Source organism: Eilatimonas milleporae (assembly GCF_003688555.1).
Taxonomy (GTDB): domain Bacteria; phylum Pseudomonadota; class Alphaproteobacteria; order Sphingomonadales; family Kordiimonadaceae; genus Eilatimonas; species Eilatimonas milleporae.
Genome location: NZ_REFR01000010.1, coordinates 680,399 through 697,201 on the forward strand (window position 1 = coordinate 680,399; position 16,803 = coordinate 697,201).

The 16,803-nt window shown below is 56.2% G+C and carries 19 protein-coding genes; 7 read left to right on the plus strand and 12 right to left on the minus strand.

Going from position 1 to position 16,803, the window contains the following annotated elements; translation table 11 throughout:
- Positions 1-31: 31 nt before the first annotated feature.
- Positions 32-463 (minus strand): RNA polymerase-binding protein DksA, encoded by a 432-nt coding sequence (dksA, locus tag BXY39_RS07830; RefSeq protein WP_121938266.1) that lies wholly within the window; start codon positions 461-463, stop codon positions 32-34.
- Between the two features lie 247 nt (positions 464-710).
- On the minus strand, positions 711-1,133 hold the full coding sequence (locus BXY39_RS07835; protein WP_121938267.1) for a flagellar assembly protein FliX: 423 nt from the start codon (positions 1,131-1,133) through the stop codon (positions 711-713).
- A gap of 348 nt (positions 1,134-1,481) precedes the next feature.
- Between BXY39_RS07835 and BXY39_RS07840 the strand changes: the two genes are divergently transcribed.
- The 3 genes from BXY39_RS07840 to BXY39_RS07850 are packed head-to-tail and all read left to right on the plus strand — an operon-like array spanning position 1,482 to position 3,362.
- Positions 1,482-2,534, plus strand: coding sequence for a flagellar basal body P-ring protein FlgI (locus BXY39_RS07840; protein ID WP_245999004.1), 1,053 nt, complete (start codon positions 1,482-1,484; stop codon positions 2,532-2,534).
- Complete coding sequence (locus BXY39_RS07845) at positions 2,534-2,878, plus strand: rod-binding protein (RefSeq protein WP_121938269.1); 345 nt, start codon at positions 2,534-2,536, stop codon at positions 2,876-2,878. Before BXY39_RS07840 ends, BXY39_RS07845 begins: the two co-directional genes overlap by 1 nt.
- 1 nt (position 2,879) lies before the next feature.
- On the plus strand, positions 2,880-3,362 hold the full coding sequence (locus BXY39_RS07850) for a hypothetical protein (RefSeq protein ID WP_121938270.1): 483 nt from the start codon (positions 2,880-2,882) through the stop codon (positions 3,360-3,362).
- Positions 3,363-3,739: 377 nt separating this feature from the next.
- On the opposite strand, the gene BXY39_RS19145 is transcribed toward BXY39_RS07850, so the two are convergent.
- Positions 3,740-4,048 (minus strand): hypothetical protein, encoded by a 309-nt coding sequence (locus BXY39_RS19145; protein WP_147453509.1) that lies wholly within the window; start codon positions 4,046-4,048, stop codon positions 3,740-3,742.
- Positions 4,049-4,063: 15 nt separating this feature from the next.
- Here BXY39_RS19145 and BXY39_RS07860 point away from each other — a divergent pair, with 15 nt between their 5' ends.
- Positions 4,064-4,894 carry a flagellin gene (locus tag BXY39_RS07860; protein ID WP_121938272.1) on the plus strand — a complete coding sequence of 277 codons (831 nt, stop codon included), beginning with the start codon at positions 4,064-4,066 and terminating at the stop codon, positions 4,892-4,894.
- Positions 4,895-5,027: 133 nt separating this feature from the next.
- Here the strand turns inward: BXY39_RS07860 and pseC are convergent, their stop codons facing one another.
- The 8 genes from pseC to BXY39_RS07900 form a co-directional block, all read right to left on the minus strand.
- Positions 5,028-6,251, minus strand: a complete 1,224-nt coding sequence (gene pseC, locus BXY39_RS07865; RefSeq protein ID WP_121938273.1) for a UDP-4-amino-4,6-dideoxy-N-acetyl-beta-L-altrosamine transaminase — start codon at positions 6,249-6,251, stop codon at positions 5,028-5,030.
- Positions 6,248-7,264 carry a UDP-N-acetylglucosamine 4,6-dehydratase (inverting) gene (pseB, locus tag BXY39_RS07870; RefSeq protein WP_121938274.1) on the minus strand — a complete coding sequence of 339 codons (1,017 nt, stop codon included), beginning with the start codon at positions 7,262-7,264 and terminating at the stop codon, positions 6,248-6,250. Before pseB ends, pseC begins: the two co-directional genes overlap by 4 nt.
- A 180-nt stretch (positions 7,265-7,444) precedes the next feature.
- Positions 7,445-8,683, minus strand: coding sequence for a glycosyltransferase (locus BXY39_RS07875; RefSeq protein WP_121938275.1), 1,239 nt, complete (start codon positions 8,681-8,683; stop codon positions 7,445-7,447).
- 82 nt (positions 8,684-8,765) lie between these two features.
- Positions 8,766-9,665 carry a cytidylyltransferase domain-containing protein gene (locus BXY39_RS07880; RefSeq protein ID WP_121938276.1) on the minus strand — a complete coding sequence of 300 codons (900 nt, stop codon included), beginning with the start codon at positions 9,663-9,665 and terminating at the stop codon, positions 8,766-8,768.
- Complete coding sequence (locus tag BXY39_RS07885; protein WP_121938277.1) at positions 9,662-10,645, minus strand: hypothetical protein; 984 nt, start codon at positions 10,643-10,645, stop codon at positions 9,662-9,664. The genes BXY39_RS07880 and BXY39_RS07885 overlap by 4 nt, the downstream gene beginning before the upstream one ends.
- Before the next feature lie 28 nt (positions 10,646-10,673).
- Entirely contained in the window at positions 10,674-11,540 is an 867-nt protein-coding gene (locus tag BXY39_RS07890) for an ATP-grasp domain-containing protein (protein WP_121938278.1), read from the minus strand.
- Positions 11,537-12,592, minus strand: coding sequence for a pseudaminic acid synthase (gene pseI, locus BXY39_RS07895; protein ID WP_121938279.1), 1,056 nt, complete (start codon positions 12,590-12,592; stop codon positions 11,537-11,539). The genes BXY39_RS07890 and pseI overlap by 4 nt, the downstream gene beginning before the upstream one ends.
- Positions 12,589-14,358 (minus strand): tetratricopeptide repeat protein, encoded by a 1,770-nt coding sequence (locus BXY39_RS07900; protein ID WP_121938280.1) that lies wholly within the window; start codon positions 14,356-14,358, stop codon positions 12,589-12,591. Before BXY39_RS07900 ends, pseI begins: the two co-directional genes overlap by 4 nt.
- 179 nt (positions 14,359-14,537) lie before the next feature.
- On the opposite strand from BXY39_RS07900, the gene flbT reads away from it, so the two are divergent.
- Both flbT and flaF read left to right on the plus strand, forming a co-directional pair.
- Positions 14,538-14,939 carry a flagellar biosynthesis repressor FlbT gene (gene flbT / locus BXY39_RS07905; protein WP_121938281.1) on the plus strand — a complete coding sequence of 134 codons (402 nt, stop codon included), beginning with the start codon at positions 14,538-14,540 and terminating at the stop codon, positions 14,937-14,939.
- A gap of 7 nt (positions 14,940-14,946) precedes the next feature.
- Positions 14,947-15,366 carry a flagellar biosynthesis regulator FlaF gene (gene flaF / locus BXY39_RS07910; RefSeq protein ID WP_121938282.1) on the plus strand — a complete coding sequence of 140 codons (420 nt, stop codon included), beginning with the start codon at positions 14,947-14,949 and terminating at the stop codon, positions 15,364-15,366.
- Between the two features lie 105 nt (positions 15,367-15,471).
- Here flaF and BXY39_RS19910 read toward each other — a convergent pair whose 3' ends face one another.
- Positions 15,472-15,597: a hypothetical protein gene (locus BXY39_RS19910; RefSeq protein ID WP_281270002.1), complete on the minus strand. Its 126-nt coding sequence runs from the start codon at positions 15,595-15,597 to the stop codon at positions 15,472-15,474.
- 203 nt (positions 15,598-15,800) lie between these two features.
- On the opposite strand from BXY39_RS19910, the gene BXY39_RS07920 reads away from it, so the two are divergent.
- Positions 15,801-16,625, plus strand: coding sequence for a flagellin (locus tag BXY39_RS07920; protein ID WP_121938284.1), 825 nt, complete (start codon positions 15,801-15,803; stop codon positions 16,623-16,625).
- Positions 16,626-16,803: the final 178 nt, after the last annotated feature.

Here is a 16,803-nt window from a genome sequence, read left to right on the forward strand (position 1 = left end):
CAGTGTAAAACAAATGGAAAACTACAGTCGGTCAGTCGTCGCGGTGGACTTTTTCGGCGCGCTCATGCGCTTCCTGAGCCTCGATCGTCATTGTGGCAATAGGCCGGGCATCGAGGCGTTTCAAGCTGATGGGTTCCCCGGTGACTTCACAATATCCATATTCACCGGTTTCAATCCGGCGAAGAGCGGAGTCAATCTTGGCCACAAGCTTGCGCTGGCGGTCACGCGTGCGCAGTTCCACAGACCAATCCGTCTCGGATGAAGCCCTGTCGGCAATATCCGGCTCCCTCAGGTTATCTTCCTGAAGGTTTTGTAGGGTCTCGGCAGACTCCCGCAGAATTTCCTGCTTCCAGTTGAGAAGTTTCCGGCGAAAATATTCAAGCTGGAGAGGATTCATAAAGTCCTCGTCCGCACCGGGATAATAGTCTTCAGGCAATTCGATAGCTGACGAAGTTTGCGACATTGTCACTCTCTACCCCACTGTCTTTTTCCGACTGTCTTTATTTCTGCACCCGGCCTTGTACCATGCGGAGCCAGCATCATGGGCAAGGTGCGGATCAAATCCGTATATGACAGGTTTTACGGCTGATCGAGTTCCGTTCCCTCCAAACACGGATTTCAGCAGCCGTTATATAGAGATTTATAGAGACTGGCACAAGCGCTAATAATATGGGATTTCCATCTTGAGGAAAACATTATAAAGACTTGTATTAAAACCCATATTTGGCAAGTTCGACTTCCGCTCTAAGCTCGATTTCACCCAATATGTCATCAAGACGGGTATCATCGGCACGGGTGCGATGGTCGCGTGCCAGCCCGGCGAGGGACCGCAACTGCACCGCCGGAATTGCGCCCAACAAAATGGCCCGCCGGATACCTTCCAGAACATCCAGCATATCCTCGGCCCGGCGCAAGCCTTTTGACCGCCCGGCCGCTGCGTCGGGCACTTCCTGAAGACTTAGCAAAGCGTCAAGCTGCGCGAGAGGCGCTGCCCCGCTGACAGGGGCGCTACCACCCTTCTGTTCAGCTTCGCCAAGCGCTTCGCTGAATGCCGTTCCACTGCCCGCAGTGCGCCTGCGGCCAGCTTTCTGAACAGATTTCGGACTGATACGATCTGGGCCGGTGATCTTCATAAGGACAATTTAGGCCGCCGAATAAAAACGGGCAAGTCCCGCCAGCCGTCACGGCAATATTTTCCCGCATTACGGCAAGCGCTTAATGCGATCTGTCCTCTTCAAACCATCCGAAGCCATTCGGGCAAGGCCGTCGGCGATTTCAAGCACCTCCAGGAAAACTGGCATGCATATCGCATTAGAGGTCAATGACGATACTGCCTTTGCCATCCTTTAAAGGACGGCGGCAGAAAAGCGGCTTTTGAGACAAGGATGAATTCCGTGCATAAATCTGGCCATACATATACAGCCCGAGTGTGTTTTTTCCTTTTGATGGCCGTATCCGTTTTGCTGCCGGTGTCAACCGCCATGGCGGTGCCCACACGCCTGAAAGACATCATATCAATAGAAGGGGTGAGGGATAACCAATTGGTCGGGTACGGCCTTGTCGTCGGATTGGACCGGTCCGGGGATATCATCCTCAATACACCTTACACCGAGCAAAGTATCAACGCCATGCTGGAACGGCTTGGTATCAATACAAAAGGCCGCATCCAACGTGGGCAGAATGTTGCCGCCGTGATGGTCACGGCCACCCTGCCCGCCTTTGCCCGCCAGGGGACGCGCATTGATGTCTCAATCGGGTCCATCGGCGATGCACAGGATCTCAAGGGCGGAATTTTGCTTGCCACGCCGCTCCTGGGCGCGGACGGCGAGGTTTATGCCGTCGCGCAAGGCGGGGTTGCCGTCGCCGGTTTCTCGGCACAGGGCGATGCCGGCAGTATCACGCAAGGCGTTCCCACCTCGGGCCGGATTGCAAATGGTGCCATTGTGGAACGCGAGGTCGAATTCGAGCTGAGCGATTTAAACACCATCAAGCTTTCATTGCACAATCCGGACCTGACCACCGCGCAACGCATCGCGGATAAGATCAACGATCACCTCGGCATGTTTTTGTCGCTGCCTCTTGATCCCGCCACGGTCCAACTGAACCGGCCTGTCGGGTACGAGAAATCCCTTGTCCAGATGCTGATCGATATGGAGCGGCTGGAAATCGAGCCGGACCAAAGGGCCCGGGTGGTCATCGACGAACGGACAGGCATTATCGTCATGGGCTCGGAAGTCCGCATTAACTCGGTCGCCATCGCCCAGGGCAATCTGACAATTACCATTTCCGAAACACCGCTGGTTTCTCAGCCGGCACCATTCTCGGAACAGGGCCAGACGGCGATTGTCCCACGCACAAATATTGCGATCGACGATGGCAGCGACCGCCAGCTTGGCATTCTACCGCCCACGGTCACCCTTCAGGAACTGGTTGACGGACTGAACGCCCTTGGTGTCGGACCGCGCGATATGATCTCGATTTTACAGGCCATAAAAGCCGCCGGCGCGATGCAGGCCGAACTGGAAGTGATGTAATGTCCGAGGCGTTGTTACATTCTGCCCCATATGCCGCTGTGGACACGCGGCTTTCTCAGGCACGAGCGGCTCTGGACAAGGCAGCGCAAGGTACGCCCCGAAATGGCGAAAAAGATCCGCAAGCCTGGGATGCCGCCGTTCAGTTCGAAGCCGTTTTCCTGTCACAGATGCTGGGCCCGATGATGGAAACGGTTCCGACCAACGATCTTATGGGGGGCGGCCATGCAGAAGGTATCTATCGCGGCATGATGGTGGATGAGATCGGCAAGGTGATGGCGCGCACCGGCAGCATCGGCATAGCCGATAAAGTCTATCAGGAACTTATCAAACTTCAGGAGCATTGAGATGACGGACGCACAAACAAAGCTCCCCCAAACGGATGCTGAAAATGCCCCCCTGCTGACAGGCGATGCCGCCCGTTTGGTCAAGCTGACGCATGCATTGAACGATTTGCTTACACAAGAGACCGAGCTGCTGCGTTCGCAGCGGCCGCGCGAAGCCGGGCAGTTTCATGGCGAAAAAAACCGCCTGATGTCAGAGTATCGCGAAACCCTGAACAGGCTTCAGATCAACCGCGAACAACTGGGCGGCGATAATTCAGAGGTCCGCAACCATATCAAATCGGTCACCGGTACTTTCCGCGAAACATTGCGCGACCATGCGCGGATCGTTCTGCGCCTTAAATCCGTGGCGGAAGGTCTGATCAAAACGGTCAGCGAAGAAGCCACCCGGCAGACCCAGCCGGTGATCGGCTACGGCAGCAGTGCAGCCCCCAATGTTCCCAAGACACTGCGCCCGACCTCTCTCAGCCTGAATCGCACCATTTAAGGCGTGTGAAACACGTCGCACGCTGGATATTCCGGCGATTTGCAAATGATTTCGCGCTGTACCAGTATCCATAAGCGACGCTTTCACACATGGTCGCGGCCAGGATTTACGACACAGCGTTCATAGTGCAGCCCGTAACAAACACATGAGGCAAAAGGACAGCGGCAAATGCGCTGTCCTTTTGCGTTCGGGTTCCGGCAGAACATGGTTCAGAAAAAGCTGTCAAAGACACCGGTATCTCTCCTGAAAGCCTCTATAATGTGGATCACATAGCCTCTGCCCGCGTCCGGTGAGGGAATTGTGGACACCCTGGCACAAAAGCCGTTTCCCACATTGGATGGTGGGCATCACTGTTATTCATTTGAGCCGCACGGCTATCACAGCCGCGCCCGGAATCCGCTCAGCTTCGAAGGCGATAACGGCATGTCCGCCTCCATCCGTACAACGACAAAGCATGAAACACCGCCATTATGCCGTCTGGCCCTGGGCAGCAAGTGCCTCACCCCCGCCGCCCATGGGAAAAATATTTCCTGAATCCGGCACGGCATAATTTGCCAAAATTTTTCAAAATTTCTCACGCCATAATTTTTCTTATTATTTTTCAATGAGTTATGGCGTAAAATTTCTGGCACACCCTTTGCTTTAACACATTCCGGCTGGGCTATCCGGCCATCAAGGAACGTCATTGAAGGAGAGGGTCTATGGCCTTTTCAATTAACGTCAACGCCGGCGCTCTGAGTGCCCTGCGAAATCTGACACAGACTAATGCCGACCTGGAGGCAAACCAGAACCGGATCAATACCGGTCTGGCGATTTCGTCCGCCAGGGATAACGCGGCTGTCTTTGCAATCGCACAGAATCTGCGCGGTGATCTGCGGGGCCTGAACGCTGTCAAGCAATCGCTCGACAGAGGCATTTCCTCCATCGATGTCGCGTTGGCCGCGGCAAATGCCATCGGTGATCTTCTTCTGGAGATGAAAGAGCGTGCCGTGTCCGCCGCCGACGAAGGGCTGGATGACGAAAGCCGGACAGCGCTGAACCTGGATTTCGAGACTCTGCGTGACCAGATCACCACGATTATCAACAATGCGGAATTCAACGGTACCAATCTGATTGACGGCGGTACCGATAGAATCGTCGCCATCACCAATGCCGATGCCACACAGACCTTCAGTGTGGCCCATGAAGACCTGACACTCGGCGGTACCGTCATCACCCTCGGTGCGTCAGACGGAATTTCGACGCAGGCCGACGCAGCCACAGCCGTGACCAGCATCAATACATCCATAGAAAATTTGAACGCCGCCCTGACACGGCTAGGAACCGGTGCGACCGGTCTAGAACAAAACCGGCTGTTCGCCGACCAATTGTCCGATGTGATCGAAGTCGGTATCGGCAACCTTGTCGATGCCGACATGGCGGAAGAAAGTGCGCGCTTGCAGGCCTTGCAGGTTCAGCAGCAGCTTGGCATCCAGGCCCTGTCGATTGCCAACCAGGCACCGCAATCAATTCTGTCACTGTTCCAGAACTAACGGCGGCTGCCTGAAAAGGGCATCTGCATCACGGATATCCAATGACGTTCCACGAAAACGCCCCGGATGCCACATCCGGGGCGTTTTGATACATTCCATCGCAAGCAAAACCGGCCGGAATTGCCAGCGGAACTCATGGCGCCAATTTGGCAAATTCATCGACAACCCGTGTTACATCGCTGTCCGTCATGGCCGGAAACAACGGCAGGCTAAGAACGCGGTTATAATAGCGTTCCGCTCCGGGCAAATCGGACTGACCATACAGGTCGGTATAGTAAGGCTGTCGGTTTACAGGAATATAATGCACCTGTGTGCCAATACCCCGGCCCGCCAAAAAGCGCATCACATCGGCACGACCAACCCCCAAAGCGGCAAAGTCGATCAAGACCGGATACAAATGATAAGCGTGATCGGCAAATCCTGCCGCATTATGGTGCGCAAGCGGTACCGGCCGTACCCAATCGGCATCCAGTTGATCGAAAGCGGTATCATAAGCCGCCGCCAGTTTTCGCCTGCGGGCAATGAAGCTATCCAGTTTATCAAGCTGACTGAGGCCGAGTGCACAGTGAAGACTGGACGCCCTGTAATTCCAGCCCAGTTCATGCATTTCATAATACCAGGGATTTGTGCGGCCATGACCGTCATCCGCCATGCCGGGTTGCAGCCAGTGTTCGGTGTCACGGACAAGACCATGGGCCCGCATACGGCACAAACGGTCCGCCATATCCTTTTCCCGTACCGTGATCACCCCGCCCTCCCCCATGGCGATGGCCTTGACCGGGTGGAGGGAAAAGGTACCCATACTCTCAAATGTACCGTCCCCCGGACCTCCGCCGCCAGGATAATGGCAACCAAGGGCATGGCAGCAATCCGTAATGATGTTCATGCCATGGGAACCGGCGAGAGGCCGGATCGCCGCCATGTCGGCACACTGCCCGCTCAGATGCACGGGAAAAACCGCACGCACGGGACCGGACGCAGACCGGATCGCCCGTTCCAGCGTTTCAGCCGTCATCAGGCCCGTATCCGCATCCACATCGGCAAAGATGACATCGGCACCGGCCATGCGTACGGCATTGGCCGTGGCAGCAAATGTAATGGCAGGAACAATCGCAAAGGACCCGGGCCGCAATCCGCCAGCCACCGCCGCCAGATGCAAAGCCGCCGTACCGCTTGACACCGCCACCGCATATTCTGCCCCAACGGCACGGGCAAAAGCCGCCTCAAACGCCCCTACGGCCTTGCCGCCGCTTAAAGGCTGGTGGCGGAGCGTACTGACAACGGCAGCGATATCCGCTTCATCAACACTGTGCCGGCCATAGGGCAGGAAGGACGGATCATCGGCCCCATTGTTCATTGGACATCCTGTCCGTCCATGTCATCGGAGCCCCTTGTCAGAATAGACCGCAAATCCTCGGACGTCAGCCAGTGGCTATTGTTATCGCTGCTGTATGCAAACCCTTCCGGAGTGACATCCCAACCTTCTTTGGCGAAAGCGCGTCGTCCCCAAAATTCCCATTCGGGTTCAATGACGTAACGGTCGTTCATGTCCACTGTATGACGGGCGGAATGTTCGGTGATCATGACCTCATGCAACTTTTCTCCCGGGCGAATGCCGATCACCTCGGTCTGCATACCGGGGGACAGAGCCTCGACCAGGTCGGTAATACGCATGGACGGGATTTTCGGTACGAAGATCTCGCCACCGCGCATCAGGGGCAAGCAGGACATCGTAAAGGCGACAGCCTCTTCCAGTGTGATCCAGAAACGGGTCATACGCGGATCGGTAACCGGCAGTGTCTTCGCGCCCTTCGCGATGAGTTGGCGGAAATAAGGAATAACACTGCCGCGTGAACCCAAAACATTTCCATAGCGCACAACGGAAAAACGGGTATCCGTACCGGCTCCGAGAGCATTGGCCGCAACGAAAATCTTATCGGATGCCAACTTGCTCGCCCCATAAAGATTTATGGGATTTACCGCCTTGTCCGTGGACAGTGCGACAACCTTGGAAACACCGCTGCGGATGGCGGCCTGAACCACGTTCTCGGCGCCGATCACATTGGTATGGATACATTCAAAAGGGTTGTATTCCGCCAAAGGCACCTGCTTCTGCGCTGCCGCGTGCACAACCACGTCAACCCCGCGAAAAGCCATTAACAAACGGTCTATATCGCGGACATCGCCGATGAAGAAACGGACACGTTCCAGTTCTTCGGCGGTGAGGGCGTTTTGAATTTCAAAGTGGCTGAATTCACCCCTGGCAAAAAGAATGATGCGCGAATATTCGCGTCTATCCAGACAATAACGCATCAACTGCCGGCCAAATGAGCCTGTGCCCCCCGTGATCAGGATCGAGCGGTTCTGCATTCCCTATCCCTGCTGCCCCCGTTTTCCGCCGGGGCCTATATTGTGGAACCCGCTTGCACGGTAAAATAAATATACCTGTTCGCCAAATACCTTAGAACCCGATGACAATTTTATATCCCAATTTAGGGGCGCGGGCGTGCATGCAAGACACGCCTTTGCAAGCCCCCTGCCGTTACACCATCATCCATATTCGGCACGGTCGGGAACCGGCCTGAGCGGCAGCAGAGTGAAGCGGGCGTCGTCTCCATCCCCCTCACCATGACTGTCAAGATTGTACCTGGCATCACCATAATCAGGGTTTTCCAGTAAAGCGCGGGCAAAACAGATTTCCGCATCCGTTCTGTTGCCGATTTTCCGGTAAGCGACCCCCAGATTATTCTCCACCTCGGCCCAGGAACAGTCAGCGGCGAGAGGCCGTAAAAGAGATACAGCGTCGTCCGCACGCCCCACCAGAAGACGCGCACTGGCCCTGAGAAATATGGCGAGATCACGGGCCGGCCGACCATATGGCGGAATTGCGGCCGCCTCCGTCATACTCGCAGTATGACGCTCAACAGCATCCCGGTCACGCCGCCAAAGCGCTGTCGCGGCCAGTGTATAATGCGCCTCGGCCCTCGGCAGCCGGGAAGACAGTATTTTTCTTTCAAGTGCGGATATGGCGGTCTTGGCAAGTACGCGCCGTGTATTGGCGAGGGACATTTTCAGATTGCGCGACAGACTGTTATTTCTGTGATGATAGCGGTATCCGGCCTCATCACAGAAACGTACGGTCGCACCGTCCAGAAGGGCCCGCAGCAAAAAGTCATAATCCTCACCGGTTTTCAGGGTGGTGTCGTATCCTATACGCTTGGCAAATTCTGTCCGGAACCCCCCTGCGATCATGGGAATCCAGTTACGCTCAAAGCAACGCAACACCCCGTCCGGGCGCCTCAAAAAGTCGGGCACGGGCAGCAGCCGGTCCCGCGATACCGTTTCGTCATCCACCAGAATGACAGGATCGAAGACCAGATCCGCCCCCGCCTCCAACTGCGCAAGCATACTATCTGCGCGACCTGGCAACATTTCGTCATCCGCATCCAGCCATAACGCATATGGGGTTTCAACAAGGTCAAGGGCGACCTGTCTTGCATCGCCGATGCCCCGGCTGAACGACCGTTTGGAAAGTTTGACAGGCCCTCGCCCGCACGCCACGGCGACCCCTGCCGTGTTATCCACACTGGCATCGTCAACCAGAACCACCGGCAGCCCCTCCGGCACTGACTCCATCGCGCGTCGTATGGTATGCGCCGCGTCCCTGGCACAAATGGCAACGGATATGGCAGCCTTATAGGACATATGCGGGTTTAAGAATTGACTTTGCCATACGGCAATGCGGACAGCCTTCGGCCATTGCAACGACATGAGGGATAGCCGTGCCATAGCGCATATGGCGCAAACTCAGTCGGTAAATCCGCAGCCGTTTCCCCATTGAAACGTTACCGGCCATCCCGGTAAACACCGCCTACAGGTCCATCTTGGCGATCAGATCCAAAAGACGCTTTTTCCCTTCCGGATGCATATCCGTCCAGAAGCAGGTATGATAAGGCCGTTCCACCTCTTCATATGCAAAGCGTTTTGTCTCATCAATCGACCGCACCAGGGTTTTGTTGACGCTGCGCCAATGATCCGATTGCGCTCTGTTCATGTCCATCAGGTCCGGATTCACACGCATGAGATTGAGAAGCGACAACCAGTCCACCGTGCCCATATCCGTGCCGAGAGCTGCGGCCATCGCTTTCAGAAGCGTCAAATCCTCAGGATAGTCCAGCACCCAGCGAAACGGATTTCTCAAATCGATGTAGGGGTGCGGCTGTAAATAGACTTTGTTCAGATCACGGCATTCACGGATCCAGGGGGTCACATGTTCCCGGTGATACGTCTGATCGGCACGGGCTTCCGCGAGAAGAAGCAGTTTTCCGCTCGTAACTTCACAGTCCATGCCATGCGGCCACGCCCCCAATACTGCGAAGTCAGCCATATGCTGACGATAAACGGTCAAAAGGTCGGAACACAAAAAAGGATCCAGAAGCGGGCAGTCAGCGGTAACGCGCAATATCGTCTGCGCACCGGTTTGTCGCACGACCCTGGCGAACCGGGACAAAACATTGTCCGCGTCCCCTGCGATAACCGTCGCGCCGGCGGCCCGGGCTTCGTCATGCAACGGTCGTTCATACGGGTCGTCGACAAGGGCCGCCACCACTTCGTCGACGCCTTTGATCCGTGCACATCGTTCAACCACATGGGAAATTGTCGTCTTGCCCGCGATCGGCTCCAGAACCTTGTCCGGTAAACGCGTTGAACGCCGGCGCGCCTGAATAATACAAACCGTTTTACCGCTTGTTCCGCTGGTCCCAGGCGTCATAAGGCTGTCCTCAACACAATATCCGCCACCCGTTCGGCACCGGCAAGCAGCTCGGGGCGTGCACGTCTTGTCCGGGTTTTCACATCTCCGACAATGGCAGGAAGGTCGTCAAGCTTTTCAAAAGGCAAAACGGCGTACCCGTTATTCTCCAACCAGGTTCCGGCCAGATGCTGATCCGCCGAGACCGGGATCGCGACAAAAGGCGTTCCACCTGCCATCGCCTCAAGACAGGTGACACCGGCACCGCAGATCAGAACGGCGGCCTTTGACATCAAAACCGCCAAATCCTTACCCGCGCATATGTCGACGTTTTCAGGGAGAACCGGTGCAGACGGAAACGATCTCGGCACCGCCCAAACAATCCGCTCAGCCTGCCCCACTCGTCCGGCAAGACGATCAATAACCGCGCCGGCGAAGCGGCCGTCGTCGGCCCCGCCAAAGCTGACAACAATGGGACCGGCGTCGGGTTTAAAAGCCGCAGCCGTATCATCGGCCATAGCTGAAACGGCCGTAGCCGGATTGGTGATCAGGCAGTAGTCAGCCCCGGCAAAATAATGCGCTTCCTGCCCGTTCACGCCATCGATTTGCGGTGTTGCCGCACCGACCTGAAACGGATTGGGATTGATGGTGATGTGCGCGCCCGGAACCGCATGACCGGTGTCCGATAAACAGATCACTTTCTCATAGGAAGAGGCAAGCCGCGACAGGGTATCCTGTGTCCTGTGCTTCATATCCAGAACAAGGATGGATCTGCCTCCTGCCTCCTCAGATGCGTTCAGCGTTCCGGAATGCTGCGGCAGATGATCCAGGGGTTGAAAAGCACGCCGGACAATCGGCATCCCCGGCAAGGTGGATATATCGCTGGAAAAATAGCCGACATCGACACCGCGTTTTTCCAGCGTTTGGCCCAGGCACAACAAACGGCGAACATGGCCCAGGCCATCCTGCGAACCCGAGATGCAAGCCAGATCAACACGCATTACATACTTCCATACATATTCCGAAACGTCAGGCGCGGGCCGAAACCATTTGGATCAGACGCCTGGGGGAATCCAACCCCGCCTCCACGCTGACATGCGACACGCCGCCAAAGCGGGCATTGACCTCGAACAGAAAAGGACCCACTCCGTCGTGGCTCCAAAACCCTTGGTAAACGCTATGCCCGGGGATTTTCAAGTAGCGTGCCAAGGTCATGACCGCATTATCCAATATGGGAACTTTTTCAACGCATGTTTCCACGCTTTCCCCATTCACCACGCGCACTCTCCGACGCACGACCGCATCAAGAGGATCGCCAACCAGATCGCTCAAGACATCAATGGAATATTCTGGCGCCCGGCATAAAGGCTGAACGATGAAATCACCGCTGTTTTTACGCAGGGATAACCAGTCTTCTTCACATGAAAGGGTGCAAGCCCCCTGCCCGCCACTGCCATGAACAGGCCTTGCGAAAGCCGGCAGGTTGGGAGGACCCTCAATGTCGAGAACAGGTAAGACGGGTACGCCGGCCACACCGGCCGCATCCACGAAGGCGCGTTTGTCAAGGCAAGGGGCAAGCCTGCCGGCGTCAGGCACCAGTATAACAATGCCTGCGTCCGCAAATACCGGCTTCAAGGCCGACAGGCGCGCCAGTTCGCCATCGCGTGTGGGCACGACCAGACGGACATCATGGGTGCTGCAAACGGCCAACAGCGCTTCGGCAAAGGTCTCATCATGATCGTATGGCAGGGACACAAAAATATCCGCGGTATTTCTGGCAGGAACATCCTGCCTGACATCGGCCGCGATCACCTGCCCGCCGAGCGAATGAACGGCCTGTTGGAAAAGGCGGATCAACCGACATTTGGCATTTGCACTGGTGATCAGAACATTCACACCAAGTGTTCCCAGGTCACAGGGGTCCCCGCCCTGACGGGGCGGCGGATCTGACGGCCCATGATCTCAGCCAAATGGCGGGGATGAAGACCGCCGGACGGACGCACGCTCCGCACGGAAGCGGAATCGACCGCAGCCCCTTCCGTCAGATCCCGGACAAAATATAGCGAGCGGCGGAACCGCAGGCTGTCCGCCTCCGTTTCCGTCGGGCCATAGACGGCATCACCGAGGGCCTGCCAGACTTCGCGGCTTTGACGCACCAGTGCCATCAATTCGTCAGGTTCAAGCGAAAACGGGCCATCCACCGCGCCATCATCGTCCCGGGACAAGCACACATGTTTTTCGATGAGAACCGCCCCCAGAGCCACGGCCGCCAGCGGCACTGCCAGTCCCGGAGAATGATCGGACAGTCCGACAGGCACATTGAAACGGGTCGCCATGTCAATCATGCGCCGCAGATTGGCATTGTGAACGGGCGTCGGGTAACCGCTGATACAGTGCAGGAGAGATATATCTTCCAGACCGCCCCGAAGGGCTTTTATCACATCCAGAGCCTCGGAAATCTCTTCCCGGCTCGCCATACCGGTGGACAGAATAACAGGTTTGCCGGTTCTTGCCACATGCCGGATCAGCCCCGTATCGACCAACTCGCAAGACGCAATCTTGTAGGCCGGTGTGCGGAGGGTTTCCAGAAGATCAACAGCTGTTGGATCAAAAGGCGCCGAGAAAACGGCTATCCCCCTTTCCCGTGCATGCTCGAAGAGCCGGGTGTGCCATTCAAACGGTGTCTGCGCCCGTGCATAAAGATCATACAGTCTTTCCCCATGCCACAACCCGCCGACACGAAAGGCCGGACCGTCATGGTCAAGAGTGATCGTTTGCGGTTCATAGGTCTGAAATTTGACAGCATCCGCACCGGCGGCTGCGGCGGCATCAATCAGGGCAAGCGCCTTGTCAAGGGATCCGCCATGGTTGCCTGACACTTCAGCCACCACCACAGGGGGCATCGACGGGTCACTCAGAAAACGGCTGGAAAAAATCCGCTCCCTCATGCGGGTGTCTTTTGCAGTGCGGCTACTTCCCGTGCCACGGCGTCGATCCCGGCTTGCCAGCCATAGTCGGCCACGTTGACGAAACGCATATTGGGTATGAAACTCGGTCCATCACCTCCCGCTGCCGTGCCAAGGGCCCACCAGGGATCCACGTGCATCAACAACCGGACCTGTGTGCCCACCGAGGTGGCCATCATTTGCGGCGCGATCTGCGGCCCAACGACGAAATCCAGAACACTCATCAAAGCCAGATTATTCTCTATATCCTGCCTGACGTCAAAATCGTCCCATCTGTGAATGCAGGCACCGGACTTTTCCTCAAAACTGGCAATATCCTCCCCGACATCGCCATACTGCAGATTGACCAGATGTACATCCTCACACACGGCCAGGGGCAGGAAATCGGGCAAGCTGGTATAGTAGAAACGACGCGCGCCCATCGTCATGCCGCTTTTCCAGGATATTCCGATCTTACGCCCGTCTCCGATGGCGGACAACCGCGCGCGCCATTTTTCAACCAGTTCAGGATCGGGCGTCAAATATCCGGACGGACAAATGGGAACACAGTCTATATCAGACCAGACATGATACGGCAGGGACCCGCATGGAATATAAGCCTCAGCCTTGACCCCCTTGCCGGCCAGACCCTCCAGGTCCGGAAAATGACGGCGAATATCCCCCAGGACATCCTCATCCCTGTATGAGATCACATGAGCCTGGGGGAAAGAGCGGGCAAAAATCCCGACAAGACGGGGGTCACAGGCAATAATGACCGTCCTGACCCGCTCGATGAGCTGCGGAATCGCACGGGCAAACATGATTTCGTCGCCCAGGCCCTGCTCGGCCGCCACCAGTACGCAGTCCACCTTGTCTCCGGCACCCTGCCATTCCGGGATATCCAACTGGTATAATGGCCGCTGTCCTTTGGCGCGTGTCAGGCGTTTTCGCCATTCATAATGACGCCACCCTTCAGCCAGCCGTCCCTCGGACAGATGATGATAACCAATGGCGATGTGTGCTTCGGGCAGATCCGAATTGAGGGAAAGGGCCTTGCGGAACAGATCAATCCGGTCCCGCTCTCTGTCAGGCGGCATCACCATGGCCAGATTGCAGACAATCCGGGCATTGTCAGGCGCCAGGCGCACGGCCTCTTCATAGAATTCGAGCGCCTGCTGCGGTCCGTCACGCATTCGGACGGCACTGCCCAGTTCGTTCCATAACATGGCATGTGCGGGAAAAAGCGGCAGGACCGCCTGTGCCGTGTCGATCACCTCGTCATAGCGTTCCAGATTGACAAGGGCATAAAACATCAATGCATAGAACTCAGGCTTGTCCGGCCAGAGTTCGACGGCCTGCCGGCAGACCTTGGCGGCGATATCATAGAGGTGCATTTCCGCACACATATGCCCCATGACTTCATAGACGCGCGGTTCGCCGCCATGGATCGTAATGGCCTTTTCCAGAATGTCCAATGCCTGCCGGCGGGCCCCCAGCTTGCCCAGGCAGTGGGCCAGCATCGTCAGCACCTCCAGGTCTTCAGGCAGATGATCCCAGGCGTCGAAATAACATTTGGCGGCCTTGGCCCATTCCTCCCGCATCACATGGCGGTGTCCGGCCTGAAGCATCGAGCGCACTTTCTTCGGGGCCTGCCGGGCCAGTCTGGCAGCCTGCGACACCGTGCCCAATGCATCGCCGATCCCTCTCCCCGCACCGGGTAGGGTTTTGTTCAGCTTTGCGTGTTTTACTGGATTGTGCCCTCGGGCCATTGCCGCAATTCCTTCGGTCGCCTCGAATACAGTCGGATATAAATATTGCGTAATCGTAAGCAAACCTCGAACCAACCTGAATTTTTAATAGAATGTCGCACAGGCGGTATCAATTATGTACACTCGCCGGCACGAAAATATCCTGTTAGCTCAAGAGCTAAACATAAAGAGGTTCGGGGATGGCACTCAAACTGTCGCTCAAGCCGGGCGAAAAGCTGGTCATAAATGGCGCGGTTATTGCTAATGGTGACCGTAGAAGCACACTTGTGGTGCGCAACAAGGTCTCCATCCTTCGCGAGAAGGATATAATGCAAGAGGAAGACGTTACAACGCCGGCACGGCGAATCTATTTTCCGATCATGCTGATGTATATGGATCCGGACAATCAGGGAAAATATTATGAGGAGTTCGTGCTGCGCATGAGCGAATTCATGAATGCCATAAGTACACCCGATGCCGTTCAGACCTGCGTCAAAATCAGCAAAAGCGTAATGGCAAAAAGCTATTATCAGGCCTTGATGGGCTGCAAGAAACTTATCGCATTTGAAGAAGAACGTCTGTCGTACAGTCCATCGGAGTAAAACCCCTATGTCCTACCAGTCCTATCAGAAGGTCCAGCAACAATCGGAAGATCCGCGCCAGACGGAATACCGGCTGTTTGCCGACGTGACCCGGTCGCTGCTGGAGGTCAAGGACAGGAAACCGACGGATCCGGACCTGATCAAGGCGCTCGACTGGAACAGGCGCATGTGGTCAACCTTTGCCAGCGATTGCGGCACGAAAGGCAACCAACTTCCCGACCAGTTAAGGGCTTCCATTATTTCCCTGTCGCTCTGGGTGTCGCGGCATTCATCGCAGGTCATGCGTGGTACGGCAAAAGTGGACCCCTTGGTTAAGATCAACAGGACGGTCATGGACGGACTGGCACAACAGGCAAAGCTGGCGGGAGAAGAAAACCGCACCGGCACCCCCATGCAGCCTCAACAATCCATCAACAGCCACATTTAAATCCTGCTAAATTCTGGGGCTTTTTCGCCGCGGATTTCTATGCCGGCACCCGCTCCGGATACGGACTGAAACCGGCTCCCGAATTTCTGATCCCACTTTTCTCAATCAACGCCTTTCATAATTCTGAATACGGCTTTCGCTTCGCAGCGCTTCCATCAGATGCGCATAACCGGCAGATTTTGCCCAGCCCGGCAACTCTTGCAGCCCCTTGCCCGGCATTTTTTGCTCCACGGGAAATATTTTCCGCACGCCGTCAACCGCCTGACCTTCTTGTCCAGCCTGTGATCTGAGCCAGAAACCCCGGAAAAACCAACAAAACCCAGGAAAAATCGACCGACAGGAAAAATTGGCACGCCCCCTGCTTATAGGGGTGGCGGAAGCAAAAGGCTTCCATGAGCAAAAGGCTCAATTGACTCTCAGAATGGAGAAACAACATGGCGTTTTCCGTCAACACCAATGGTGCTGCGCTCGCGGCACTGCGCAACCTCAACGTCACCAATGCAAGCCTTGAAATCACGCAGAGCCAGATCAATACGGGTCTGGAAATTGCGGGGGCTCGCGATGGTGCTGCCGTTTTCGCAATCGCCCAGCAGCTAAGGTCGGATCTGGCCGGCCTGAATTCTGTTCAGGACTCCCTGAACCGGGCCTCTTCCTCGCTGGATGTGGCCATTGCCGGCGGCGAGGCGATTTCCGACCTTCTGATCGAAATGCGCGAACTGGCTGTGGCAGCAGCCGACGAAGGTCTGGATTCTGACTCACGGACTGCTTTGAATGACGAATTCATAGAACTGCGCGATCAGATCGATTCCATTGCAACGTCGGCTGACTTTAACGGCACCAATGCCATCAACACCGGTGGCTCCAGCATCAGCGCCATCACCAATGACACCGGCACGACCAGCATTTCGGTCGCGGCCGTCGATCTGAGCCTGTCGGGCCTCAGCCTCGCGTCCACGGTGATCGGTACCGATGCCTCCACCGCTGCAACCGCCGTGACCACCCTGGATACGGCACTGACCACCGTGAACAACGCTCTGTCCGACTTCGGTGCCTTCGGCACACGTCTGGACGTTCAGCAGTCGTTCACCACCAGATTGTCTGACTCGATCGAAGTGGGTATCGGCAATATCGTCGATGCGGACTTGGCCCAGGCCAGCGCCGACCTGCAGGCCTTGCAGGTGCAGCAGCAGCTTGGCCTTCAGGCCTTGTCCATTGCCAATCAGGCACCACAGTCGATCCTCAGCCTCTTTGGCGGCTAACAAGCGTCCTCGATAAGCGTTCCAACACTCCTCAGAGAACCGGTAGAACCAGTAGAATAACCGACCGGATCAAAACAAAGACGCACCTGCCGCCGGGGGAGCTGACAGCTCCCCCCTTCCTTTTAACGTCCTTCCTTATTCATACCACTCACCCGTCCGGGACATTGCCGACACAGAG